We start from the raw sequence: 22,167 nt of genomic DNA on the forward strand, positions 1-22,167 counted from the left end.
TAGGTCGCTGATTAGAACGGGATTTCGTCGTCCAGATCACTGTTGCCGGGGGCGTCCCAGCCGCCAGCACTGCCGCCGCCCGGACCTCGGGCCGGAGCATTCTGGCGCGGTGCGGAAGAGCCGCCAAAGTCGCCGCCCTGATTGCCCCCACCATAGCCACCGCCGCTTCCGCCGCCGTAACCACCTCCGCTATTTCCGCCGCCGTAGCTGCTGCTTCCGCCGCCATAGCCGCCGGAGTCTTCACCATCACCGCCGCTGCGGCTGTCGAGCAGAACCAGTTCCCCACGGAACCGCTCAACAATCACTTCCGTCGTATAGCGTTCCTGCCCGGACTGGTCGGTCCATTTGCGGGTCTGCAAAGCGCCTTCCAGATAGACCTTGCGGCCTTTACGCAGGAAGCGTTCTGCCACGTCTGCCAGTCGGTCATTGAAAATGACCACACGGTGCCATTCCGTCCGTTCCCGGCGTTCGCCAGAGGCGCGGTCATTCCATGTGTCACTGGTGGCGACAGAAAAAGAGACAATTTTCATGCCGTTCTGGCTGGTGCGGACTTCCGGGTCTTTGCCCAGATTGCCCACCAGAATAACCTTGTTGACGCTGCCAGCCATCAATGACCCCGTTTTCTAAAGCAATAAAGAGTATCCAGTTCGTGTAGCGCACTCCTGCGCTGCCCGCCAGTTCTCCGTTAGTTCTAATCTGTAAAATGGCTTCTGCCCGCGCTTACAGCTGCCAGACAGTAAGACGCGCTGCCCCATGCCGTCGTTCCGCCAGCAATGTGCCAGCATAGGCCGGGAGAGGCGGTGCCTCTTCATCATCGCCAACTGGCTGTACCTCCGGCAGAATTGTCGTGCCGTCCGCATTTTTTTGCAGCAGCGGCAGTGGTTCCTGCGCGGCGGTTTCAATCACTGCAATGGCGCCGGGGGCAATCCATCCCTGTGCATGCAGGGCGGCCAGCGTGCGGGCAGGCAGATCCTGACGGTAGGGCGGGTCCAGAAACAGCAGAGAGCAGGGTGCCGGAGCGCGCGTGGGTTTGGTGACATCCCGGGGGATGACCTTGCTCCGGTCCTCCCACTTGCAGCCGGCAATATTGGTGCGCAGGGCGGAGAGGGCCGCGCGGTCATTCTCAAAAAACGTGGCGTGCTCTGCTCCGCGGGAGAGCGCTTCCAGCCCGAGCGCGCCGGTACCCGCAAACACATCCAGCACGCGGGCATTGGTCAGCAGGTCCGGGCCGCCCCATGGGGCATGCAACAGGATGTCGAAGAGTGCCTGCCGCACCCGGTCCGCCGTCGGGCGGGTTGTGGTGCCGGATGGCGCGGCCAGCATCTGGCCTTTGCGAGCCCCTGCAATAATCCGCATGGTTAGCGGGCCTTCTTGCCAGCAGTTTTTTCCGGGGCTCTGGGCATCTGCTCACGCAGGATCTTGCCGGGCACTTCTTCCAGCTCGCCCCGTTGCAGGGTGCCCAGCTGGAAGGGGCCGTAGCTGGTGCGAATCAGGCGGCTGACATGCAAGTTCAGCCCCATCATCACCTTACGGATTTCGCGATTCTTGCCTTCACGCAGAGAGACAGTGAGCCAGGCGTTATCGCCCTTGCGGGAATCGAGACCGGCTTCAATCGGTCCATAGCGCACGCCTTCAAATACACTGCCGTTGGCGAGGGAGGCCAGACGGGCCTCATCCACCACACCAAACACGCGCACGCGGTAGCGCCGCAGCCAGCCGTTGGTCGGCAGTTCCAGCCGGCGGGCCAGTTCGCCATCGTTGGTCAGCAGCAGCAGACCTTCACTGTTCAGATCCAGCCGACCGACGCTGATGACGCGCGGCATGCCTTCCGGCAGCGAGGCAAAAACAGTCGGGCGGCCTTCCGGGTCCTTATGCGTCGTCACCAGTCCGTCCGGCTTGTGGTAGCGCCACAGGCGGGTGCGCTGGGGCTGGTCCACAATTTTGCCGTCCACCTGCACAATGTCGTCGGAAGTGACAAACGTGGCGGGATGCGTAACGGGCTGGTTATTCAGCTTCACCCGTCCTTCTTCAATCATCCGCTCGGCATCACGCCGGCTGGCAACACCCGTCCGGCCCAGCCATTTGGCGATGCGTTCTCCACGCGTTTCCTGCGTCACTCTTGTTCTCCTGCTGCCTGTACAAAGGCGCTAAAAATGCTCCGGTCACCCGGGTCTATGCCAAATTCCGGATGCCATTGCACCCCAAGGCAAAACGGAAGGGTAGGGTCTTCCACCCCCTCAATCAGTCCATCTTCTGCCACGGCATTGATAATCCCGCGTCCGGGTGTGCGCACGGCCTGATGATGGGAGGAATTAACGGCCATCCGGTGTCGCCCTACGCAGCGGGACAGCAGCGTATCCGGCTCCAGATGCACAGCATGGCTGGCTTCATCACGTGGATTAGGTTGCTCGTGCGGGAGGGCTGTGGGGCAGGCGTCTGGGATATGCTGGATCAGCGTGCCGCCAAGGGCTACCGCCAGCAGCTGCATGCCGCCACAAATGCCCAGAACCGGCATTTTGCATTGCATGGCGCCAGCCAGATAAGCCTGCTCGGCTTGTGTACGGACCGGGCGGAGGGTCACGCTGCTATGGCGGTCGGCCTCGCCGTACAGGGCGGGATCAATATCAAACGCGCCGCCGGTAATCAGCAGCCCGTCAATGTGGTCGAGATACTCCGGGGCAAGCTGCGGGAAAAGAGGCAGAGCCACCGGCAAGCCACCTGCCGTTGCAACGGCGGACATATAGTTTTCCCGCAGCGCATACCAGGGGAATCGGGAATAGCGGTCTGGTCCGCCCGCCTCATGGTCAAGCGTAATGCCGATAACGGGGCGGCGTGCAGTCATGAACTCGGGTGTCTTTTTTCAGAAAAAGCCGGATGAAGCGTATCAGGTGCCACACCCGGCGACGGTTTGCACGGGGATAAACACAAACGTCTTCTGAAAACGGCAGAAAGACCGCAGACATCAACCCGGAAGCAGAGAAACCCGCTGGACGTGGGAGGCTGCTGCTGTGGGTTCATTTCCCGTCCGGTCTACAACGGCAAGGCCGAGGCCGATCGCAGCGGCGGCGAGGATGAGAGACAGACTGTGCATTGTACTAATCCTTTCCGCTATCTGGGTTAGGGCAGACTTCCCTGACAACAATGGTGTGAGCCAGCGGTCTGTTACAGAACAGATCATGGCATCTATAAGGCATGATGACAGAGAAGATCGCGCTTTTGCAAGGAAAAACGACTGTTTGAAATAAGGCAAAAAGACGGATTTTGCCGCAAGGCGAGTGAGGCTTGAAATATTTGGTGAGTTTCTCCTTTTAGCAGAGAGACTAAGCCGGTTTGCGGCACGGCCAACAGGGGCGGAAAGAGGCACACACCGATGAAAAACGGGATGGAACTGGCGCTGTGCGAGGCGCACAACGCAGCGCAGAGAGGGGAAGTTCCTGTCGGCGCTGTTCTGCTGGGGCCGGATGGCGCTGTGCTGGCGCAGGCGGGTAACCGTGTGGAAGAACTGCATGACCCCTCAGCCCATGCGGAGATGCTGGTTATGCGTGCGGCAACCGCAGCGCGGGGTGGCCAAAGGCTGGCGGATTGCACGCTGGTGGTCACACTGGAGCCGTGCCCCATGTGTGCGGCGGCGCTGGCGCATTTCCGCGTCGGGCGGGTGCTGTTTGGGGCGTATGACCCGAAAGGGGGCGGTGTGGAGCACGGGCCGCGTCTGCCGTTTCGGGCGGAGGCGTTACATCGGCCCGAAATTATCGGCGGGGTGCGGGAGCGCGACTCCGCTGCGTTGCTCAAAACCTTTTTTCAGACGTTGCGGGAGCGGGAAGGCGAGGTGTCTTCTGCGTCCTGAAGCATATGACAAGTGTAAGATAAGTGAGGGTGTTGTGACCCGCTGACCTTTTGTTTTTGTGATCAAGGAACCATGTTAACCGCAGAAGCGTATGATATCTGGCCTGATGGTCTGAACCATGCGCCCCGGCGGGGATTGACCCTGTTGGCAAGAGTTTAAGGGAACAGTCGGAATCGTGATGTCGGAAAAATCTGTATCCAAGTTTTTCGGGCGGACTAGCCGCAAGACACTTCTGGCCCTTCTGGCTGGTGCAGCCTTTGTAGGGACGATGGGCACAGGACCGGTGGGCTTCCACGCCGCCTATGCTGAGGATGCCGGGGCCATCAAACCGAGCAGCCCGGTCCAGACGCTTCCAAACTTTGTGAATCTGGTCAAACAGGTCAAACCTGCCGTTGTCTCCATTACCTCTATGATCAAGGCTGATGCTGTTGAGGGTGAAGGCGGTGGCATGGGCGGAATGGGTGGTATGGGCGGCATGCCCTTTCCTTTCCCCTTCCCGTTCCAGATGGCTCCCCAGCAGTCCCGCCAGCAGATTGAAGCCCGCGGGTCTGGCTTTCTGATCTCTGCCGATGGCTACGTGGTGACCAACAACCATGTGGTGAAAGGCGCCACCAAGGTCACTGTCACGCTGGATGATGGCACCACGCTGCCTGCCAAGATTATCGGCCGTGATGGCAAGACCGATCTGGCGCTCCTGAAAGTTACATCGTCCCAGAAGCTGCCCTTTATTGAACTGGGTGAATCTGATGATGTGCAGCCCGGTGAATGGGTTGTGGCCGTGGGTAACCCGTATGGTCTGGGTGGTACTGTGACCGCCGGCATCGTCTCCGCCCGTGGGCGTGACATTAATGAAGGGCCGTACGACAACTTCATCCAGATTGATGCCCCCATCAATCGCGGTAACTCCGGTGGGCCGCTGTTCACGCAGGATGGCAAGGTGGTGGGGGTCAATACCGCCATTCTCTCGCCCTCCGGCGGCGGGTCTATCGGGATCGGCTTCGCTATTCCGTCTGACACGGTACGCAGCGTGACAGATCAGCTCCGCAAGACTGGTCATGTGGTCCGCGGGTATCTGGGCGTGAATGCTCAGGTGATTTCCCCGGCTATGGCCAAAGCTCTGAACATGCCGGTTCCTGCTCCGGGTGCGCCGCCCGCCGGTGCGCTGGTGGCCAGCACCAGCCCGGACAGCCCGGCAGAAAAGGCTGGCCTGAAGGCGGAAGACGTTGTGACCGATTTTAATGGTCAGAAAGTCGCTTCTCCGCATGATCTGGCGGTACGGGTTGCGTCTGTAGCTCCGGGCACGGACGCCAAAATTGGCTATCTGCGCGGCGGCAAGCCGCAGACGCTGACGGTCAAAATTGGCAACCTTGCCAAAGCCTCCAACGATGGTGGGATTGAGGGCAGCGCGTCCTCTGGCCAGCATCTGGGTGTGTCGCTCACGCCGCTGAGTGGCGATATCCGTCGCCAGCTCGGTCTGGGCAGTGATGTGCACGGCGTGGTCGTGAATGATGTGCAGCCCGGTTCTCCGGCGGATCAGGCCGGTATTCGCCCTGGCGATGTGATCCAGTCCGTCAGCAATCAGAATGTGGATTCGCCGCGTGCTGCGGTGACGGCTGTGCGTGGAGCGCTGGCCGCTAAAAAGCCCGTTCTGCTCCGGGTGCTGCGGGATGGGCAGTCTCTGTTCATCGCCATTTCCCCGGATGGTACGGGGGATGGGTACGATTCCTCTTCTTCTAACGGTGGGGATGATGACGACCAGTAAGATGGTTTTATTCATCTAAGACCGGGCATCAGGCTCCGTCTCGTAAAAAGCTGGCTCTGCAAAGGGCCAGCTTTTTTTGTTTTTCACGATGATATTACTTCTAAAAAATCCAAAAACGTCCTTTGAAGAGCGCTGAAAGCCAAGAAGCATTGTAAAATTTTTATTAAATTCAATGTGTTGCAGGTGAAATTTTTAGATAAATCGGCTTAATACCTCAAATGCAATAAAGCTATGCTCCAGACTCGGGGCTTGTTTGCTTTGGTCCTGAGCGGGTATCTCCTGCGTATTCATAAAGTGGGAGCGATCCGCCCGATGACACTCACTCATTTTTCTGATCTGCCGTGCAGGGTTGCGTAATGCGAGCCGGACAGGGGTTGCGTATGCGCGTGCGTGCGGGTCGGGGCGTCTTTGGCCTTCTTTGTGCTCTCCTGTGTCTGGCGAATGCTTCGGCATGGGCGGAGAAAACACCGCTGCTTGTGGGGCAGGATGGGAGCCTGAGCGTGCCGGAAGGCTCTCCGTTACGGAAACGGCTGGAGGTTGAGGCCGTCAAGGTTGTTGTCCCGAAGGATACCCTTTCTGTTCCCGGTGCCATTGTGACGGAGCCGGCCCGGCAGGTGCCAATTCTGGCTCCTGTTACCGGGCGCATCATGGCGCTGAGCGTCGTGCCCGGTCAGCATGTCAGGCACGGTCAGCCGCTGGCGACGCTCCTTGCTGGAGATATGGCGCAGGCCACGACGGATGAGGAAAAGGCACGCGCCGGACTGGTGCTGGCGCAGGCTGCCATGGCGCGGGCCCAGCAGGTCAAGCAGGCTGGTGGAGCCGCCACGCGGGATGTTGAGGCCGCACGGGCTGCGCTGGTGCAGGCGCAGGCGGAGGAGCGCCGGGCGCAGGACCGTCTGGCATCTTTTGATGATGCTGCCGCGGCTGGTGGCAAGCTTGTCCTGCGCTCTCCGGTGGATGGCGTGGTGTCTGCTGTCAGCATGGCACCCGGCCAGAATGTGACGGACATCACAGCGCCCCTGCTGAGTGTGGAAGACCTTTCGGAAATCTGGGCGGTGGCCGATGTGCCGGAAGCCGATGTGGACCAGATTCATATCGGTCAGTCCGTTTCCCTCACGCTGCCCGCGCGGGACGGAGTTGTGTTGTATGGGGAAATCGCCACCGTTGAGCCGGATCTGCGGCCCGAAACGCGCCGCCTGCGCGCCATGATTCCACTGCCCAACCCGGATGAAGATTTGCATCCCAACATGTTCGCAACGGTCAATATTCAGCTCAAGCAGCCGCCCGGGCTGATGGTGCCGCAGTCGGCCCTGTTGATGAATAATGACAACGTGACCGTGTTTGTGGAAACCGCGCCCTGGACATTCAAGCGGCGCAAGGTCGGTATTTCCTACGACGAAGGCGAAGATACACGAGTTCTGAGCGGCCTGAGCGCCGGAGACCGCATCGTGACGCGCGGTGGGGTTTTGCTGAACGATGATTGAACGGATTATTGCGGCCTGCCTGCGGGAGCGCCGGATTGTTTTTGTGGCTATGGCTGTACTGGCCCTGTGGGGCGGCTGGGCGTGGAAAGATCTTCCGGTTGAGGCCTATCCCGACCTTGGGGCTGTGTCCGTTCAGGTCACAACTCAAAGTTCCGGGCTGGCGGCGGAGGAAGTCGAACAGCAGATCACCATTCCGCTGGAACGCCAGCTTGCGGCCACGCCGGGGCTGGCTAACAGCCGTTCCAGCAGCACGTTTGGCCTCTCGCTTATCAATCTGATTTTCCGTGATGGCGTGAATGTTTATGCGGCCCGCCAGCGCGTGACGGAACAGCTGGCGCAGGTCACGCTGCCGCCGGGGGTGACGGCCAGCCTTGGGCCTGTCACCAGCCCGTCGGGGGAAATCTATCGCTACACGCTGGAATCAGACCGCCAGAATCTGATGCAGTTGTCTGAAATTCAGCGCTGGATTGTCGTGCCCGCTCTGACCAAGGTGCAGGGTGTGGCTGCCATCAACAACTTTGGCGGCTTTACGCGGGAATATCAGCTGTTGCTGGACCCGGCAGCACTCTATCGCTTTCATGTCGGCGTGAATGATGTGCTGACGGCCATTACCAACAGCAGCGTGAACGCTGGTGGTGGCCGTGTGGCGCGGGGTGAGCAGTCCTACATTGTGCGTGGCGTGGGTATGATCCACTCGCTGAATGAGATGGGCGATATTCCCGTAACCCAGCATGACGGCACGCCAGTCTTCCTGCGGGAACTGGGGCGCATGCAACTGGGGCATCAGGTGCGGGAAGGTATTCTGGGGAAAAACGGAAACCCGGATACCATTGAGGGCATTGTTAGCATGGTTTCGGGCGAGAACGCCTCGAAGGTGCTGAATCTGCTGCATGCCCGCGTAGCGGAGCTGCAAAAGCAGCTGGAGCCGCAGGGTGTGCGGATTGTGCCCTATATCGACCGCGATGTTCTGGTGAATGCCACTACGGAGAAAGTCACACACACGGTTCTGGAAGGTGTGGGGCTGGTTTTTGTCATCCTCATTCTTTTCCTCGGCAGCCCGCGCAGTGCGATGGTGGCGGCAGTGACCATTCCGCTGGCACTGGCGACGGTCTTTCTCATCATGAGTTTGCTGGGCATGCCCGCCAACCTGTTCTCCCTCGGCGCGATTGACTTCGGGGTGATTGTGGATGGCGCGATTGTGGTGACGGAATCCATTCTGCGCCTGCGGGAAGCCGAGCCCGGCCACACTATGACGCTTGATGATGTGGAAGGGCTGACCAAACATGTTGGCCGCGCGATCGTATTTTCCACGCTGGTGATTATTGTCGCCTATAGCCCGCTTTTTGCGTTTGAAGGGGCGGAGGGGCGGCTGTTCCGGCCTATGGCCTTTACCGTCAGCTTTGCGCTGCTGGGGGCGCTGCTCAGCGCCATTGTGCTCACGCCCTCGCTGGCCTTTCTGGCCATGCGCAAGCCGCACAAGATCTTCCATAATAAGCCGCTGGAAAAACTGCATCACCTGTACCATGACGGTCTGGCTCATGCCATGCGTCGCCCGCTTCTGGCCTATATCGGCGCAGCTATTGCCTTCGTGCTGGTGGTGGTGCTGGGTATGAATACCGGGCGGGAATTCCTGCCGGAAATGGATGAAGGGGCCTTGTGGCTTCAGGTTCAGCTGCCCTCGGGTCTTTCACTGGAAAAAGCCGGGGCGATGGCCGATGAGGTGCGCCACGCGATCTATACGTTCCCGGAAACCTCTTACGCCGTAACGCAGCTGGGCCGGAACGATTCCGGCACGGACCCGTGGACACCCTCACACATTGAAGTGCCGGTGGGCCTCAAGCCTTACAACACCTGGCCGCATGGTGAGACAAAGGCGCAGTTCGTCGCCAAACTGCATGAGCGTCTGGCCAAAATTCCGGGTATTGATTTTGGCATCAGCCAGCCAATTGCCGATGGCATGAACGATCAGGTTGGCGGTGCACATTCTGCGCTGGTCCTGCGTGTTTACGGCAATGACGCGCGGGAAATTCGCCGGATTGGCAATCAGATTGTCGATGTTCTGAAAACCGTAAAGGGCACGACTGAAGCCTCGGTTTTTCAGGAGCCGGAAATCCCGGAGCTGAATATTGTTGCAAACCGGGCTGCCGCAGCTCGTTACGGCATTTCTGTTGCGGACATCATGGCCGTGGTGGGCAACGCGATTGGTGATGGCCCGGTTTCTCAGATCTATATTGCAGACCGCACTTACAACATGACGGTGCGGGTGCCCCCGGCCACGGTCAGCAATCTGCGCTCTCTGGCGCATCTCCCGCTGACGGCGGCCAATGGCGCGCAGATCCCGCTGGAAATGGTGGCGCAGATCAGCCTGAAAACGGGCGAAGGCACAATCTCGCATGAAATGACGGAACGGCAGATCACGTTGCGGGTGGATAACGGCAAGCGGCCACTGTCCGAGTATATGGCGGAAGCACAGAAGAAAATTGCTGCACAGGTGCATTTCGACTCCAGCCTGTATCGTCTGCAATGGGCTGGCGCGTTTGAGCAGCAGCAGCGTGCGCAGGCGCGTCTGGGTGTGGCGCTCGGTATCATGCTGGTCGTCATGCTGGTTCTGCTGTTTGCGGAATTCCGTGTTTTGCGGCAGGCCGTGCTGATTCTGGCTGTGGTGCCGCTGGCTCTGCTGGGTGGGCTGGTCGCGCTCCAGGTCCGGGGAGAAACCCTGAACGTAGCGACCGCTGTTGGCTTTATCGCGCTGTTTGGCGTGGCCGTGCAGAACGGGATTATCATGATCTCCAACATCAACCGGCATCGGTCACAGGGCGTGCCGCTGTATAATGCCGTGCTGGAAGGGGCGGGTGAGCGATTCCGCCCTGTGCTGATGACGGCGACTGTCGCCAGTATGGGTATGCTGCCGGCGGCTATGGCAACCGGTATTGGCACGGACGTGCAGCGCGGTCTGGCGACCGTGGTGGTGGGTGGTCTGGGGATTGCGACGATTCTGACGCTGTTTATCCTGCCGACATTCTATTACGAGCTGGAAGCGTGGTGTGAGCGCCGGGCAGCTGCACGGGAGCCTGCACCATGATGACAAAAAAGCTGATGCTCTGGGCCGCCACTGCTCTGGCTCTGAGCGGCTGTGCGGTGGGGCCGGACTTTAAAAAGCCTGCGCCGCCAGCTCCCACCGAGTATGGGCAGGCGGGGAAAGGCAACAGCACGCAAGCCGTGGCAGGCTCCGCCGAAGCCGCGGCCGCTGGCCCGCAGAGCGTGGTTCAGGTTTTTAAGCCGGGGCAGGATATTCCGGCGCAGTGGTGGGCTTTGTTCCACTCGCCAGAACTGGACAGGCTGGTGCGGCGTGCGCTGGACCAGAATCCGTCTCTGGAATCCGCGCGGGATGCGCTGGCAGCAGCCAATGAAAACCGTCTGGCCCAGCAGAGCGCGCTGTATCCGTCCATTTCCGGGAGCTTTAACCCGACACGGAACAAGACCTCCCGCACATACTCGCCTGTGCCAAACAGCAACGCGTGGCTTTACACTGTGCATACGGCACAGCTGAATATTTCCTATGTGCCGGATTTATGGGGCGGCGTGCGCCGTGGGGTGGAAGCTGCAAAAGCCCTGCGCGATGCCCAGCGTGACCAGCTGGAAGCGGTTTATCTGACACTGACCTCCTCCGTCGTGCAGGCAGCGATTGATTACGCGGCACTCAATGCTCAACTGGAGGCGACGCAGGCTCAGGTAGCCGTGCAGCGGACCTTGCTCGCCTCGGCAGAGCGGCAGGAGCAGGTTGGGCAGTTTTCCCGCAATGATGTGGCGATGCAGCGCGCCTCTCTGGCGCAGAACGAAGCCACTCTGGCCCCGTTGCAAAAACAGATTGAGCAGCAGCGGCACCTGATTGCGGCTCTGGTGGGTGATCCGCCAGATGCGCCGGAGCCCGCATTTACGCTGGATAGCCTCACTCTGCCTGTTGAGTTGCCGGTCAGCCTGCCTGCTCGCCTGATTGAACAGCGCCCGGATATCCGCACGGCACAGGCCAACTGGCATGCCGCCTGTGCGCAGGTCGGCGTGGCTGTGGCGAATCGTCTGCCTAACGTGCAGCTTGGGGCAACGCCGGGTTTTGCGGCGGCATCCATCGCGCAGATGGCCTCCCCGGGGTTCGGGCAGTGGGAAATTGCTGCCATGATTACCCAGCCGCTGTTTGATGGTGGCCTGCTGCGGCATCAGGAACATGCCGCCCGTGCCCAGTATGATCAGGCTGCTGCGGATTATCGGACCACCATTATCGCGGCCTTGCAGGATGTGGCAGATACGCTGACCGCCATTCGCTCTGACGCCACGGCATTAGGTGCCAATGCCTCCGCGGCGACGGCCGCCGCCGAGAGCTGGCATATAGCGCAGGCGCAGTATCGGCTTGGGGATGTGAGTGAGGTCGCCATGCTTCAGGCGCAGCAGACGCAGCTTCAGGCCCAGCTGGCTCTGGCGCAGGCCAGAGCAGACAGACTGTCCGATACTGTGGCGCTGTTTCAGGCTTTGGGTGGGGGCTGGTGGAACAGCAAGGAGCCGGATGCGCCGCGCACACCGTCATGGCACCCGGATAAAGGGTTAGCGACTATCCTGCCCTGAGGCGAGGTCCCGAAGGCGGTTGACGGCCAGAACCCGGATGCCGTGATTATCGGTGCCGGTAATGGTCTGTTCGCGCCGGAGTGCGCTGATGGTCCGGCTGACGGTTTCAATGGTCAGGCCCAGATAATCGGCAATATCCACCCGTGTCATGGGCAGAGAAACCAGACAACCTTCGGTTTTGGTCTGCCCGGAGGGGGCTGGTGGCATCATGCGGTTAAGCAGAAAGCTGGCAACGCGTTCGCGCGCAGTTTTGCGGCCCAGCAGCAACATCTGTTCCTGTGCTTCCGCCAGATCATCAGTCACTTCATCCAGAAGCCGGCGTTCAAACTGGGGATAGTCCGTCAGCAGGGTTTCAAGCTGCGGGCGCAGAAAGCGGCAGACCTGCACCGTATCCACGGTCTCGGCCCCAAAAGAATAGGTCTTGGCTGTGGTGAGGCCAAGGAAATGGCCGACATCAGCAAAGCCGGTAATCTGGCGGCGTCCATCCGGAAGGGATTTGAACAGTTTGACGGTTCCAGCTGTCACATTGAAGAAGGATAGCGCAGGCGTGCCTTCTTCAATCATTGCTGTGCCGGGCGGCAATGTCAGCCGTTTTGAAGCCTGAGCAAGAATGGCCAGTTCAGAATCATCAATGCCGTTGCACACGCTGTGTTCGCGAATTTCACAGACAAGACAACGATGAAGGTCAGTCCGGGCTTCAGGCGTAAACCTGCGCCTGAGAGGCATGGACTGTGTCCGTGAAAGAGAAGCAGGCGGCATGAAGGTATGGGTCCGGCAAAGCCGACTCTTGCGGATGCAGGGATTATCCGGAAAAGCCTGTGTCAGGGAAATCTTTCGTAAATATTAGGTTATTGTTGATATAAATCAACGACAGCTCTCAAAAATCTCTGGCCGCGAGGATGTTTTAAACGAATGTCTGGGTTGTGTTTTGTGCTGTGGTTTAAATAACACACTCTTCGGCTCATCATGGTGCGTGTTTGATCTAAATCATGGTGACGGGCCTCTGCGCGTGATTTCTCCCCACTCATAAACTTTACAGCGCAGTTGGAAGAGTAACAGGTATGGTCAAGCTTCGTTCCTTATTTACAGCCCTTGCGGCGGGTGTGGCTGCGATTTCCGGCACGGCCGCTGCTCAGGCACAGGTTGTTGCTCCGGCATCCCCGAACGCCACCTATGTGAATGCTCCGGTCATGAGCAAAATTCCGTCTGCTCCCCGTCCGGGCGGTGGCCATTGCGGAATTTTTGAAACCTGCGCCAGCACCAAGATCGGTCTGGGCAAGGGTGACTTCATGATCCGCCTGTCCGGCGTGGGCGTTCTGCCGCAGGACCGTGATAGCAACGTGGCTCTGCATGCCGGTGGCACGACCATCCCCATGCGCAACACGCACCTGTCCACCACCAATCAGGCCATGCCTGAGCTGACGCTGGAATACTTCCTGACGGACAACATCTCTGTTGACCTGATTGCCACCAGCACCCGTCACGAAGTGGCTGCTCTGGGTAGCGATGTCCCGTCTCTGGGTGGGCCGCGCAAGCTGGACGTCGGGAGCGCCTGGGTGCTGCCGCCGACGCTGACCTTCGCCTGGCATTTCCGTCCGCATAAGCGCTTCAACCCATATGTGGGTGTGGGTGTTACGGCAATGTGGTTCCATAACATGAAGGGCAACGCTGGCAGCCCGCTGGGTCTGACCAAGCTGAACTCCGGCTTCACCGGTGGTCCGTCCGTCAATGCCGGCTTTGACTATCAGCTGGTTGGTAACTGGTTCTTCAACGCAGACGTCAAGCAGATGTTTGTCCGTATGCACGCATGGGTTCAGAACCCCGCAGAAACGCTGCGTGTCCGTGCGCACGAATCTCTGGACCCGACCGTGGTTTCCGCTGGTATCGCATACCGGTTCTAATGGTATGAGCGCGGTATCCTTATCTGATCTGGTTCTCCGTTACGGCGGAAACCTGCCGCGCTACACCAGCTATCCGACCGCAGCCAGCTTTACGGATGCGGTCGGGCCTGCGCAGGCCGAACAATGGCTGCGCGCCCTCCCGGCAGATGAGCCGGTTTCTCTTTATTTCCATGTTCCGTTTTGTGATGAACTGTGCCGCTTTTGCGGGTGCAATACATCCGTCATGCGCCATGAAAACGGGCGTATGGCCTACGGAGATCTGCTGCGTGAGGAGCTGCGCCGCGTTGTAGCGCTGGTGGGTCCGCAGCGGTCTGTCAAACATCTTCAGTTTGGGGGTGGAACACCCTCCACGCTGCCTGCGGCCTCGCTCCGGCAGGTGTTGCGCAGTGTACGTCAGTTTTTCAGGATTGAGCCGGGCGCCGAGTTGGCAATGGAGCTGGACCCCCGGCATGTGCCGGCAGGGTACCCGGAACTGCTGGGTGACCTCGGTTTTACGCGCATCAGCCTTGGTGTGCAGGATCTGGAGGAAAAGGTGCAGGAAGCCTGCGGGCGGCACCAGTCTTTTGCCCAGACCGAAGCCTGCATCAACGCCGTGCGTGCTGCCGGTGTGTCCGGCGTGAATGTCGATCTGATTTATGGCCTGCCGTATCAGACAGAAGAAAGCGTTGCCGCGACGGCGCGTAAAATTGCGTCCCTGCGGCCCAGTCGTCTGGCGGTGTTTGGCTATGCGCATGTGCCTTGGAAGCAGAAGCGCCAGCGCCTGATCCCCGAAGACGCCTTGCCGCCGCCCGTCGAGCGGCTGCGTCAGCGTGCCCGTATTGAAGAGGTTTTGTGTGCCGAAGGGTACATGCCTATCGGGCTGGATCATTACGCTCTGCCGGACGATACGCTGGTTCAGGCCGCGCAGGCGGGGACGCTCCACCGGAATTTTCAGGGATATACGACCGATTCGTCCACCGTGCTGCTGGGAATGGGTGCGTCCGCTATTTCCATGTTGCCAGACGGTTACACCCAGAACATTACGGCAGTTGCTCCCTATGTCCGCGCTCTGGCGGATCAGGATGGGTTGCCGGTGGCCCGTGGCGTGGCCCGCACGGCGGAAGACAAACTGCGTGGCCGTCTGATTGAAGACCTGATGTGCACCATGCAGGTGGACCTTCAGGCAGGTCCGGCTGCCGGGCATGATTTCTCAATAGAATATGCTGCTCTGAAGCCATTTGTGCAGGATGGATTCGTGCAGCTGGACGGCAGTTGCGTGCGGGTGACGGAAGCCGGACGGCCTTTCCTGCGGAATGTGGCCGCCGTGTTTGATACGCACCGCAAGATCCTGTCTTCAGCCGTGCCCGGAGCCGCTCCTCAGCCCCGTTTTGCCACGGCGCTCTGAACCTTCACGGGCTTTGCTCGTTCAGGCATCAGTTGATCGTGCGCGTGTTTTGGCGCATGGAGAGAGAACTTTCCCCGCCCGAATGCCATAAAAAAGAACGGTATTCTCGTTAAGGGCAGGAACCCGCATCACAGCTGAAGGACAGAACAGATGCGTTCTGACGCCCCCGCTTTGACAGAAAAGCTGGCTACCATGCAGCCTGCACAGGTCCCGTTTACGCACTGGATGCTGGAGTCCGTTCTGGAACCAGACGCCTGCGATGCCTTGCTGGAATGGGAGCCGGGTGAAGACGCGCGGGCCGGTGATGTCGGCGGCCGCCGTGAGACCCGTAACAAGTTCCGTGTGTTTGTGGACCCCGCAACCCGCGCGAAGGATGCACGGCTGGACCGGATGGCGCACCTGCTGGATAGCGAGGCTGCGCGCAAAGTGTTCAAGGACGTCTGTGGTGCAGAACTGGAAGACTCCGCCCTGCGGCTGGAGTTGTGTCTGGACACGGATGGTTTCTGGCTGGAGCCGCATACTGATATCGGGGCGAAAAGACTCACCCTGCTGATCTCGCTGTCCACAAACGATAAAGAGCATGCATGGGGCACGGACCTTATGTCGCCGGACGGCAAGTCCGTCACGCGGGCCTCTGGGGCGTTCAATTCCGGCGTGCTGTTCATTCCGTCAGACAAGACATGGCATGGGTTTGTTAAGCGGCCCATCGAAGGCACCCGCCGGACATTGATCGTCAATTTTGTCGACCCAGCATGGCGTGCAGTGCATGAGCTGGCCTTTGGACCCCGCGTGGCAGCGCCTGCGGCCTGAAACAGAGCAGAAAATACGGCCCCAGACACGGATTTTCAGGCAGAATCCGGGGTCTGCTGCGGCTGTTTTTTTGCAATTCCGCGTTAAATCGGCTTTAGGAAGGCCTCGCCGAGATCTCAACGGGGGCTGTGAACGGGAATGAGTGAATCTGTGCGTGAGTCGATGGAGTTTGATGTCGTCATAGTTGGCGGCGGGCCGGCCGGATTGGCTGCGGCTATTCGCCTGCGCCAGCTTTCACCGGAAACGAGCGTCTGTCTGATTGAAAAAGGCAGCGAAATCGGGGCGCATATCGTCTCCGGTGCTGTCATTGAGCCACGGGCTCTGGCAGAGCTTCTGCCGGACTGGCAGGACCGTGGTGCACCGCTGAACACACCGGTGACGTCAGAAGATATGCTCTATCTGACCGAAACCCGCAGCCTGCGCGTGCCCATGCTGGACCGGCTGATGCCGCACATGGCCAATCACGGGAATTATATTGTCAGTCTGGGTGAAGTCTGCCGCTGGCTGGCCACGCAGGCGGAAGAGCTGGGTGTGGAAATCTACCCCGGCTTTGCTGGCGCTGAAGTCCTGATTGAGAACAACCGTGTGGTTGGTGTGGCCACCGGGGATATGGGCATCACCAAAGACGGCGCAGAAGGCCCCAATTACCAGCCGGGTATGGAACTGCGCGGGCGTTACACGCTGTTTGCAGAAGGCTGCCGTGGCTCCCTGACCAAGCAGGTCATGGCGCATTATGACCTGCGCAAGGGCGTGGACCCGCAGACCTACGGGCTGGGTATCAAGGAAGTCTGGGAAATTCCGGCGGAAAACCACCGCCCCGGTCTTGTTCAGCACAGCTTTGGCTGGCCGCTGGATGACAATACGTATGGTGGCGCGTGGCTGTATCACTTTGGTGAAAACCTGGTGTCTTATGGCTTTGTGGTCGGGCTGGACTATCCCAACACATGGCTTTCTCCGTTTGAGGAAATGCAGCGCCTTAAACTGCATCCGGCATTCCGTAAGCATCTGGAAGGCGGCCGTCGCGTCAGCTACGGCGCACGTGCCCTTTCAGAAGGCGGTCTGCAGGCCATCCCGCGTCTGACCTTCCCCGGTGGCGCACTGATCGGCGATTCCGCGGGTTTCCTGAACATGCCCAAAATCAAGGGCACGCATACGGCCATGAAGTCCGGCATGCTGGCGGCGGAAGCTGTTGTTGAGGCCATTCAGACGGATCGGGTTGAACCCGGCTCCTTCACGCAGCGCGTTAAAGACAGCTGGCTGTGGGAAGAGCTGCGCACAGCACGCAATGTCCGTCCGGCTTTTGCACATTTCGGCATGAAGGGCGGGGCAGTCTATGCCGCGCTGGACGCCATGCTTCTGCGTGGCCGTGCGCCGTGGACACTGCATTTCAAGCATCAGGACAACGAAACTTTGAAAGCCGCAGCCCTGTGTGAAAAGCCGAACTACCCCAAACCGGACGGCACGTTGACGTTTGACCGCTTGTCTTCCGTCTTCCTCTCCGCGACCAACCATGAGGAAGATCAGCCGGTGCATCTGCGCCTGCGCAATCCGTCCCTGTGGAAAACGATTAACTGGGATGTGTTCCGTGCACCGGAAGCCCGTTATTGCCCGGCTGGCGTGTACGAAGTGGTCGATGAAGCCACAGCACCTGCTCTGCAAATTAACGCGCAGAACTGCGTGCATTGCAAAACCTGTGACATCAAGGATCCGACCCAGAATATCGACTGGACCGTGCCCGAAGGCGGCGGCGGTCCTAATTATCCTGCTGGTATGTGATTTTGTTGCAAAGTACGGTAAGCAACGTTTGAACGATCCTGCGTCTGCAAGCGAAAGAAGCCATGAAGATTGTAGTACCTGTAAAGCGGGTTGTTGATTACAACATCAAACCGCGTGTTAAGGCGGACGGCAGCGGTGTTGAAACCACTGGCGTCAAGATGTCGATGAACCCCTTTGATGAGATCGCTGTGGAAGAAGCAGTGCGTCTCAAGGAAAAGGGCGTTGCGTCTGAAGTTGTCGTTGTCTCCATCGGGGTGCAGCAGGCACAGGACACGCTGCGGACCGCCATGGCCATGGGCGCAGACCGCGCCATTCTGGTTCTGTCTGAAGAAAGCCCGGAACCTCTGGCAGTCGCCAAGGTGCTGAAGGCCATTAACGAGAAAGAGCAGCCGGGTCTGTTCATTCTTGGCAAGCAGGCCATTGATGATGACATGAACGCAACCGGCCAGATGCTGGCTGGTCTGCTCGGCTGGGGTCAGGGCACGTTTGCCGGTAAGGTCGAAGTTGCAGATGGCCGCGTGAAGGTCAGCCGTGAAATCGACGGCGGCACGGAAGATGTTTCTCTGGCTCTGCCGGCTGTTGTCACGGCCGATCTGCGCCTGAACGAACCGCGCTATGCCTCTCTGCCCAACATCATGAAGGCTCGCAAAAAGCCGACAGAAACGCTGAAGGCCGAAGACCTTGGCGTGGACATGACCCGCCGTCTCACTGTGGTGTCCGTAGCAGAACCGCAGCAGCGTCAGGCTGGCGTGAAAGTTGGCTCCGTGGGTGAGCTGGTTGAAAAACTGCGTAACGAAGCAAAGGTGATCTGATCATGACCGCTCTTGTTCTTCTCGATCATGAAGAGGGCCGGATCAGAAAGTCTGCCCTTTCTGCTGTAACGGCTGCCTCTCAGCTGGGTGACGTGCATGTGCTGGTAGCGGGTGATGCCGCCGTAGCGCAGGCCGCAGCCGCTATTCCGGGTGTTGCCAAAGTTCTGCATGCTGCCGATGCACAGTATGCGCATGAACTGGCTGAGCCTCTGGCCGCTCTGATTGTCTCGCTTGCTGGCGGGTATGACCAGATTGTTGCTGCGGCCAGCGCCGTTGGTAAAAACGTGCTGCCGCGTGCAGCCGCACTGCTGGATGTGCAGCCGATCCCGGAAGTGGTCAGCATTGTCGACGCCGAAACCTTCGTGCGTCCGATTTATGCAGGGAACGCACTGGCGACCGTACGCTCGTCCGATGCCAAAAAGGTTCTGACGGTGCGAGGCTCTGCGTTTGATGCCGCTCCGGCAGAAGGCGGTTCCGCTCCAATCGAAACGGTGGCACCTGCAACCAACCCGAATGTTTCGGAATTTGTGGCGGTTCACCTGTCCGATTCCGAGCGGCCGGAACTGGAATCTGCCCGCGTGGTGGTCTCTGGTGGTCGTGGCCTTCAGAGCGAAGAAAAGTTCCACATTCTGGAGCCGCTGGCCGACAAGCTGGGTGCTGCTATCGGCGCATCCCGTGCGGCTGTGGATTCGGGCTTTGTGCCGAACGAATTCCAGGTCGGGCAGACCGGCAAGATCGTGGCGCCGGAGCTCTATCTGGCGTTCGGTATTTCCGGCGCGATCCAGCATCTGGCCGGCATGAAAGACAGCCGCGTAATTGTGGCCGTCAACAAAGACCCGGAAGCGCCGATCTTCCAGGTGGCCGATTACGGCATTGTGGGGGATCTGTTCGAGATTGTGCCCGCTCTGACCGAGGCACTGAACTAAATTCTCGTTTCTGCAGCCCGGATTTCCGGGCCGCTACAGCGCAAAGCCTGTGTGCTCTGACCCCGGAGTGCACAGGCTTTTTGTTTTTTGAAATGCGGTAAGACTGATCAGTCTGCTGCTGGAGCGTCGGAAGCCTTGACGCCATAGGCAGCCAGAAACATGCGGACTGCGGCGTGAATCACCTTTTCTTCGTCTTCAGCTTCATTTTCAAACGGCATGTTGAAGCGCTTCCGGTGCGCAATACGCGTCTGGCAAAGTGAGAAGAACTGTTCCGCTGCAAAAACAGGGTCATCCACCTTCAGTGTTCCCTGAGCCACCTGTCCTTCAATCCAGCCCGACAGGGTTTCAATCGCCCTTTTGGGGCCACTCTGCCAGAAGGTCGTGGCCAGATGCGGGAAATGCGGCGCTTCGGAGACAATAATCCGATAGAGCATCAGGCTTTCAGGTGAGATAATCAGCCGGATAATCTCACGGGCCAGAGTTGTCAGAGTCTTTTCTGGAGACTGGCTTAATTGCTGCACCGGGGCCAGAACTTCGAGTTTTTCCCGGCAGTTCTTTTCTACAAAGGCAGCAAACAGATCGCACTTGTTGGCAAAATAATTATACAGCGTGCCCTTGGAGACGCCTGCCTCACGCGCAATGGCGGACATACTGGCCCCTTCAAAGCCATGAGCGGCAAAAATGGCTTTTGCTCCGGTCAGAATCTGCTGGCGCTTGGCCTCAGATTCTCCGGTGCAGAGGTGGGTCACCATCACAGGCTTGGAGGGGGAGACAGACATTGTGTGGTGTTATTCCCAAGTATGATGATTGACGCAACATTGAAAAACGATAGTTTGGCATGCTGACCGAACCGGTCGGTCAGTGCAAGAACCGGGTAGTACGAATACGGACTTTCGTTAGGAGCGATCAGGTGGCGAAACGGTATGTGTCGGGGGCAGGCACCATAGTTCTGGCTTTAGCGCTGGGTGGGTGCATGGTAGGCCCGGATTACAAAAAGCCAGCCACATGGACTCCGGCAGAATGGCAGCATGCCAAGCTGGAAGGGGCTTCCCGCGTTCTGAGTGTGCCTAGCACACAAGCGCCTGACCCGGAATGGTGGTCAGTTTTTCAGGACCCGGAACTGACGTCTCTTGAAAAACGTCTGGCCTCAGAAAACCTTGATGTCCTGCAGGCGACGGAACAGCTTGCCGTCAGCCGCGGGCAACTCCTGATTGCCGGTGCTGAGCGTTTCCCGGATCTTGCCGCATCAGGCTCTTATAAGCGCGCACAGTATAGCAGTAAGCAGCTCAGCCGTATTGTGGAGCGTATTGGGCAGAATGCACCGGAAGGGATGGGCGCACTCCTGTCTTCCCAGTCCGCCAATGTCTCCATTCCTTTGCTCAACCAGTGGCAGGATGGGCTTCAGGCAAGCTGGGAGGTTGATCTCTGGGGGCGTGTCCGTCGGCAGTATGAGGCCGCCAAGGCTTATCTGACGGCCTCTATGGAAGAACGTCGCGGTATTCTGATCGCCCGGCAGGCTGAACTGGCGCGGGACTACATGGAACTGCGCGGCCTTCAGGAGCAGCTACGGATTACTATCGCCAACCGCGATGCCGCGACCCAGATGCTCAAGCTTAGCAGTGCCCGTTACAAGAGCGGACTGGTGAGTGAACTGGATGTCGAGAGTGCTCGTTCACAGGTGGAAAGTACCAATTCCAGCATTCCGCAGTATGAGCAGCGGATTGCTATGCAGATTAATGCCATCAATCTGTTGATGGGTGCGCCGCCGGGTGGCCTGAATGCAGAACTGACGCAGACGGCTTCTATTCCTCTGGTTCCGGCAGCAGTTCCGGTGGGCCTGCCGTCTGAGCTGGCGCGCAGACGCCCTGATATTCGGGAAGCCGATGCTGAACTGCATGCGGCAACGGCGGAAGTCGGTCAGGCCGAAGCGGATTTCTATCCTAAAGTAACTATTGATGCCGGGTTTGGCTTCCAGTCCTTCTCGTTCCGGGACCTCGGGTTCTGGAGTGCCCGGACATGGAATGTCGGGCCGTCTATCTCTCTACCTATCTTTCAGGGTGGTCGTCTGACCGGTCAGCTTGAAATGAAGAAAGCCTCTCAGAAAACCGCAGCGCTCCGGTACCGGAAGACTGTGCTTAAGGCATGGAGTGAGGTGGATAATGCTCTGACAGCCTATGAGGCCGAGCAGAAGCGCAATCTCAGCCTCAAGGCACAGGTGGCGGCAGACCAGCGGTCCTGGCAGCTGGCACAGGAGCAGTATCGTCACGGTATGCAGAGCTTCCTGCAGGTGCTGGATACAGAGCGTCGTCTGCTATCGTCTCAGACGCAGCTTGCGGACAGCACGGCGGTTATCTCGGATAATCTGGTGCGTCTCTATAATGCGCTGGGCGGTGGGTGGGAGACGACCTATCCCGAGGCCAGCAAAACCACACCTAAGGCAACACAGCATAGCTAAAAGCTTACTGTCTCAGTCTGCTTCAAAACCCCCGGCGTCGCAGACGCCGGGGGTTTTGCATTTGTAAGGCGGAGATCAGACGGGGAATGGGGCTTGGAAACAGGTCTCTCTTTAGGGGGAGGGGCGTTATCCCTTTCAGTCAGGCATTCTTATCCTGCGAGCCCACTCTCAAAAACGATTCCATGCGGGTTTAGGTGGGATTCGGTAGCAGGATAAATCGCCTATCCCGTTGAAAACTGGCGGAAATCTGGGGTTTTGGTGCGGTCTAAAAATTAAGACGTACTTTTTTGAAGTTTTTATGTCGGATGGTGTTGACGGGTGGTCGGTGATCCCTTAGAAACCGCTTCACCGGACGAGATGACGGTTGGCAGCGGCCTCTGGTTCTGCTAGATTGTT

General features: G+C 59.0%; 19 protein-coding genes. 12 read left to right on the forward strand and 7 right to left on the reverse strand.

Annotated elements, in window-relative coordinates:
- Positions 1–11: 11 nt before the first annotated feature.
- The 5 genes from ssb to HK23_RS14765 all read right to left on the reverse strand — a co-directional run bounded on the left by ssb (position 12) and on the right by HK23_RS14765 (position 3,091).
- Positions 12–608 carry a single-stranded DNA-binding protein gene (gene ssb, locus HK23_RS08895; protein WP_063907111.1) on the reverse strand — a complete coding sequence of 199 codons (597 nt, stop codon included), beginning with the start codon at positions 606–608 and terminating at the stop codon, positions 12–14.
- 112 nt (positions 609–720) lie between these two features.
- The gene (gene rsmD / locus HK23_RS08900) at positions 721–1,356 is read right to left on the reverse strand and encodes a 16S rRNA (guanine(966)-N(2))-methyltransferase RsmD (protein WP_086653661.1); all 636 of its coding nucleotides are present in this window, start codon (positions 1,354–1,356) and stop codon (positions 721–723) included.
- A gap of 2 nt (positions 1,357–1,358) precedes the next feature.
- Positions 1,359–2,117 carry a pseudouridine synthase gene (locus tag HK23_RS08905; protein WP_063907113.1) on the reverse strand — a complete coding sequence of 253 codons (759 nt, stop codon included), beginning with the start codon at positions 2,115–2,117 and terminating at the stop codon, positions 1,359–1,361.
- Positions 2,114–2,842: a gamma-glutamyl-gamma-aminobutyrate hydrolase family protein gene (locus tag HK23_RS08910; RefSeq protein ID WP_086653662.1), complete on the reverse strand. Its 729-nt coding sequence runs from the start codon at positions 2,840–2,842 to the stop codon at positions 2,114–2,116. Before HK23_RS08910 ends, HK23_RS08905 begins: the two co-directional genes overlap by 4 nt.
- Before the next feature lie 120 nt (positions 2,843–2,962).
- Positions 2,963–3,091, reverse strand: a complete 129-nt coding sequence (locus HK23_RS14765) for a hypothetical protein (RefSeq protein ID WP_256940129.1) — start codon at positions 3,089–3,091, stop codon at positions 2,963–2,965.
- 279 nt (positions 3,092–3,370) lie between these two features.
- Here HK23_RS14765 and HK23_RS08915 point away from each other — a divergent pair, with 279 nt between their 5' ends.
- The 5 genes from HK23_RS08915 (at position 3,371) to HK23_RS08935 (ending at position 11,707) form a co-directional block, all read left to right on the forward strand.
- Positions 3,371–3,844, forward strand: coding sequence for a nucleoside deaminase (locus HK23_RS08915; RefSeq protein ID WP_086653663.1), 474 nt, complete (start codon positions 3,371–3,373; stop codon positions 3,842–3,844).
- A gap of 178 nt (positions 3,845–4,022) precedes the next feature.
- Positions 4,023–5,606 (forward strand): Do family serine endopeptidase, encoded by a 1,584-nt coding sequence (locus HK23_RS08920; RefSeq protein WP_086653664.1) that lies wholly within the window; start codon positions 4,023–4,025, stop codon positions 5,604–5,606.
- A 356-nt stretch (positions 5,607–5,962) separates the two neighbouring features.
- The gene (locus tag HK23_RS08925; RefSeq protein WP_063907116.1) at positions 5,963–7,090 is read left to right on the forward strand and encodes an efflux RND transporter periplasmic adaptor subunit; all 1,128 of its coding nucleotides are present in this window, start codon (positions 5,963–5,965) and stop codon (positions 7,088–7,090) included.
- Positions 7,083–10,172 (forward strand): efflux RND transporter permease subunit, encoded by a 3,090-nt coding sequence (locus tag HK23_RS08930; RefSeq protein WP_063907117.1) that lies wholly within the window; start codon positions 7,083–7,085, stop codon positions 10,170–10,172. The genes HK23_RS08925 and HK23_RS08930 overlap by 8 nt, the downstream gene beginning before the upstream one ends.
- Positions 10,169–11,707 (forward strand): efflux transporter outer membrane subunit, encoded by a 1,539-nt coding sequence (locus HK23_RS08935; RefSeq protein ID WP_086653665.1) that lies wholly within the window; start codon positions 10,169–10,171, stop codon positions 11,705–11,707. Before HK23_RS08930 ends, HK23_RS08935 begins: the two co-directional genes overlap by 4 nt.
- On the opposite strand, the gene HK23_RS08940 is transcribed toward HK23_RS08935, so the two are convergent.
- Positions 11,687–12,433 (reverse strand): Crp/Fnr family transcriptional regulator, encoded by a 747-nt coding sequence (locus HK23_RS08940; RefSeq protein WP_063909133.1) that lies wholly within the window; start codon positions 12,431–12,433, stop codon positions 11,687–11,689. The two genes, HK23_RS08935 and HK23_RS08940, sit on opposite strands and share 21 nt — an antisense overlap.
- A gap of 335 nt (positions 12,434–12,768) precedes the next feature.
- Between HK23_RS08940 and HK23_RS08945 the strand changes: the two genes are divergently transcribed.
- From HK23_RS08945 to HK23_RS08970, 6 genes are all read left to right on the forward strand, one after another.
- Positions 12,769–13,608 carry an OmpW/AlkL family protein gene (locus HK23_RS08945; protein WP_143217527.1) on the forward strand — a complete coding sequence of 280 codons (840 nt, stop codon included), beginning with the start codon at positions 12,769–12,771 and terminating at the stop codon, positions 13,606–13,608.
- A gap of 4 nt (positions 13,609–13,612) precedes the next feature.
- Complete coding sequence (hemN, locus tag HK23_RS08950) at positions 13,613–14,992, forward strand: oxygen-independent coproporphyrinogen III oxidase (protein WP_086653666.1); 1,380 nt, start codon at positions 13,613–13,615, stop codon at positions 14,990–14,992.
- 150 nt (positions 14,993–15,142) lie between these two features.
- A complete protein-coding gene (locus HK23_RS08955) occupies positions 15,143–15,802 on the forward strand; it encodes a 2OG-Fe(II) oxygenase (RefSeq protein ID WP_086653667.1) in 660 nt (219 codons plus the stop codon).
- Between the two features lie 138 nt (positions 15,803–15,940).
- Entirely contained in the window at positions 15,941–17,578 is a 1,638-nt protein-coding gene (locus tag HK23_RS08960) for an electron transfer flavoprotein-ubiquinone oxidoreductase (protein WP_086653668.1), read from the forward strand.
- 62 nt (positions 17,579–17,640) lie between these two features.
- Positions 17,641–18,390, forward strand: a complete 750-nt coding sequence (locus HK23_RS08965; protein WP_062141284.1) for an electron transfer flavoprotein subunit beta/FixA family protein — start codon at positions 17,641–17,643, stop codon at positions 18,388–18,390.
- A 2-nt stretch (positions 18,391–18,392) separates the two neighbouring features.
- Positions 18,393–19,316, forward strand: coding sequence for an electron transfer flavoprotein subunit alpha/FixB family protein (locus HK23_RS08970; protein ID WP_063907122.1), 924 nt, complete (start codon positions 18,393–18,395; stop codon positions 19,314–19,316).
- Between the two features lie 107 nt (positions 19,317–19,423).
- Here HK23_RS08970 and HK23_RS08975 read toward each other — a convergent pair whose 3' ends face one another.
- Positions 19,424–20,095 (reverse strand): TetR/AcrR family transcriptional regulator, encoded by a 672-nt coding sequence (locus tag HK23_RS08975; protein ID WP_256940130.1) that lies wholly within the window; start codon positions 20,093–20,095, stop codon positions 19,424–19,426.
- Positions 20,096–20,154: 59 nt separating this feature from the next.
- On the opposite strand from HK23_RS08975, the gene HK23_RS08980 reads away from it, so the two are divergent.
- A complete protein-coding gene (locus HK23_RS08980) occupies positions 20,155–21,771 on the forward strand; it encodes an efflux transporter outer membrane subunit (RefSeq protein WP_086653669.1) in 1,617 nt (538 codons plus the stop codon).
- The last annotated feature ends 396 nt before the right edge of the window (positions 21,772–22,167 follow it).

Source organism: Acetobacter malorum (assembly GCF_002153605.1).
In the GTDB taxonomy this organism is placed as follows: domain Bacteria; phylum Pseudomonadota; class Alphaproteobacteria; order Acetobacterales; family Acetobacteraceae; genus Acetobacter; species Acetobacter malorum_A.

Excerpts from the sequence above, each read along its gene's own strand:
- ssb (WP_063907111.1), bottom strand. The coding sequence starts at position 608 with ATGGCTGGCAGCGTCAACAAGGTTATTCTGGTGGGCAATCTGGGCAAA.
- rsmD (WP_086653661.1), bottom strand. The coding sequence starts at position 1,356 with ATGCGGATTATTGCAGGGGCTCGCAAAGGCCAGATGCTGGCCGCGCCA.
- HK23_RS08910 (WP_086653662.1), bottom strand. The coding sequence starts at position 2,842 with ATGACTGCACGCCGCCCCGTTATCGGCATTACGCTTGACCATGAGGCG.
- HK23_RS14765 (WP_256940129.1), bottom strand. The coding sequence starts at position 3,091 with ATGCACAGTCTGTCTCTCATCCTCGCCGCCGCTGCGATCGGCCTCGGC.
- HK23_RS08915 (WP_086653663.1), top strand. The coding sequence starts at position 3,371 with ATGAAAAACGGGATGGAACTGGCGCTGTGCGAGGCGCACAACGCAGCG.
- HK23_RS08920 (WP_086653664.1), top strand. The coding sequence starts at position 4,023 with ATGTCGGAAAAATCTGTATCCAAGTTTTTCGGGCGGACTAGCCGCAAG.
- HK23_RS08925 (WP_063907116.1), top strand. The coding sequence starts at position 5,963 with ATGCGAGCCGGACAGGGGTTGCGTATGCGCGTGCGTGCGGGTCGGGGC.
- HK23_RS08930 (WP_063907117.1), top strand. The coding sequence starts at position 7,083 with ATGATTGAACGGATTATTGCGGCCTGCCTGCGGGAGCGCCGGATTGTT.
- HK23_RS08935 (WP_086653665.1), top strand. The coding sequence starts at position 10,169 with ATGATGACAAAAAAGCTGATGCTCTGGGCCGCCACTGCTCTGGCTCTG.
- HK23_RS08940 (WP_063909133.1), bottom strand. The coding sequence starts at position 12,433 with ATGCCTCTCAGGCGCAGGTTTACGCCTGAAGCCCGGACTGACCTTCAT.
- HK23_RS08945 (WP_143217527.1), top strand. The coding sequence starts at position 12,769 with ATGGTCAAGCTTCGTTCCTTATTTACAGCCCTTGCGGCGGGTGTGGCT.
- hemN (WP_086653666.1), top strand. The coding sequence starts at position 13,613 with ATGAGCGCGGTATCCTTATCTGATCTGGTTCTCCGTTACGGCGGAAAC.
- HK23_RS08955 (WP_086653667.1), top strand. The coding sequence starts at position 15,143 with ATGCGTTCTGACGCCCCCGCTTTGACAGAAAAGCTGGCTACCATGCAG.
- HK23_RS08960 (WP_086653668.1), top strand. The coding sequence starts at position 15,941 with ATGAGTGAATCTGTGCGTGAGTCGATGGAGTTTGATGTCGTCATAGTT.
- HK23_RS08965 (WP_062141284.1), top strand. The coding sequence starts at position 17,641 with ATGAAGATTGTAGTACCTGTAAAGCGGGTTGTTGATTACAACATCAAA.
- HK23_RS08970 (WP_063907122.1), top strand. The coding sequence starts at position 18,393 with ATGACCGCTCTTGTTCTTCTCGATCATGAAGAGGGCCGGATCAGAAAG.
- HK23_RS08975 (WP_256940130.1), bottom strand. The coding sequence starts at position 20,095 with ATGTCTGTCTCCCCCTCCAAGCCTGTGATGGTGACCCACCTCTGCACC.
- HK23_RS08980 (WP_086653669.1), top strand. The coding sequence starts at position 20,155 with ATGCTGACCGAACCGGTCGGTCAGTGCAAGAACCGGGTAGTACGAATA.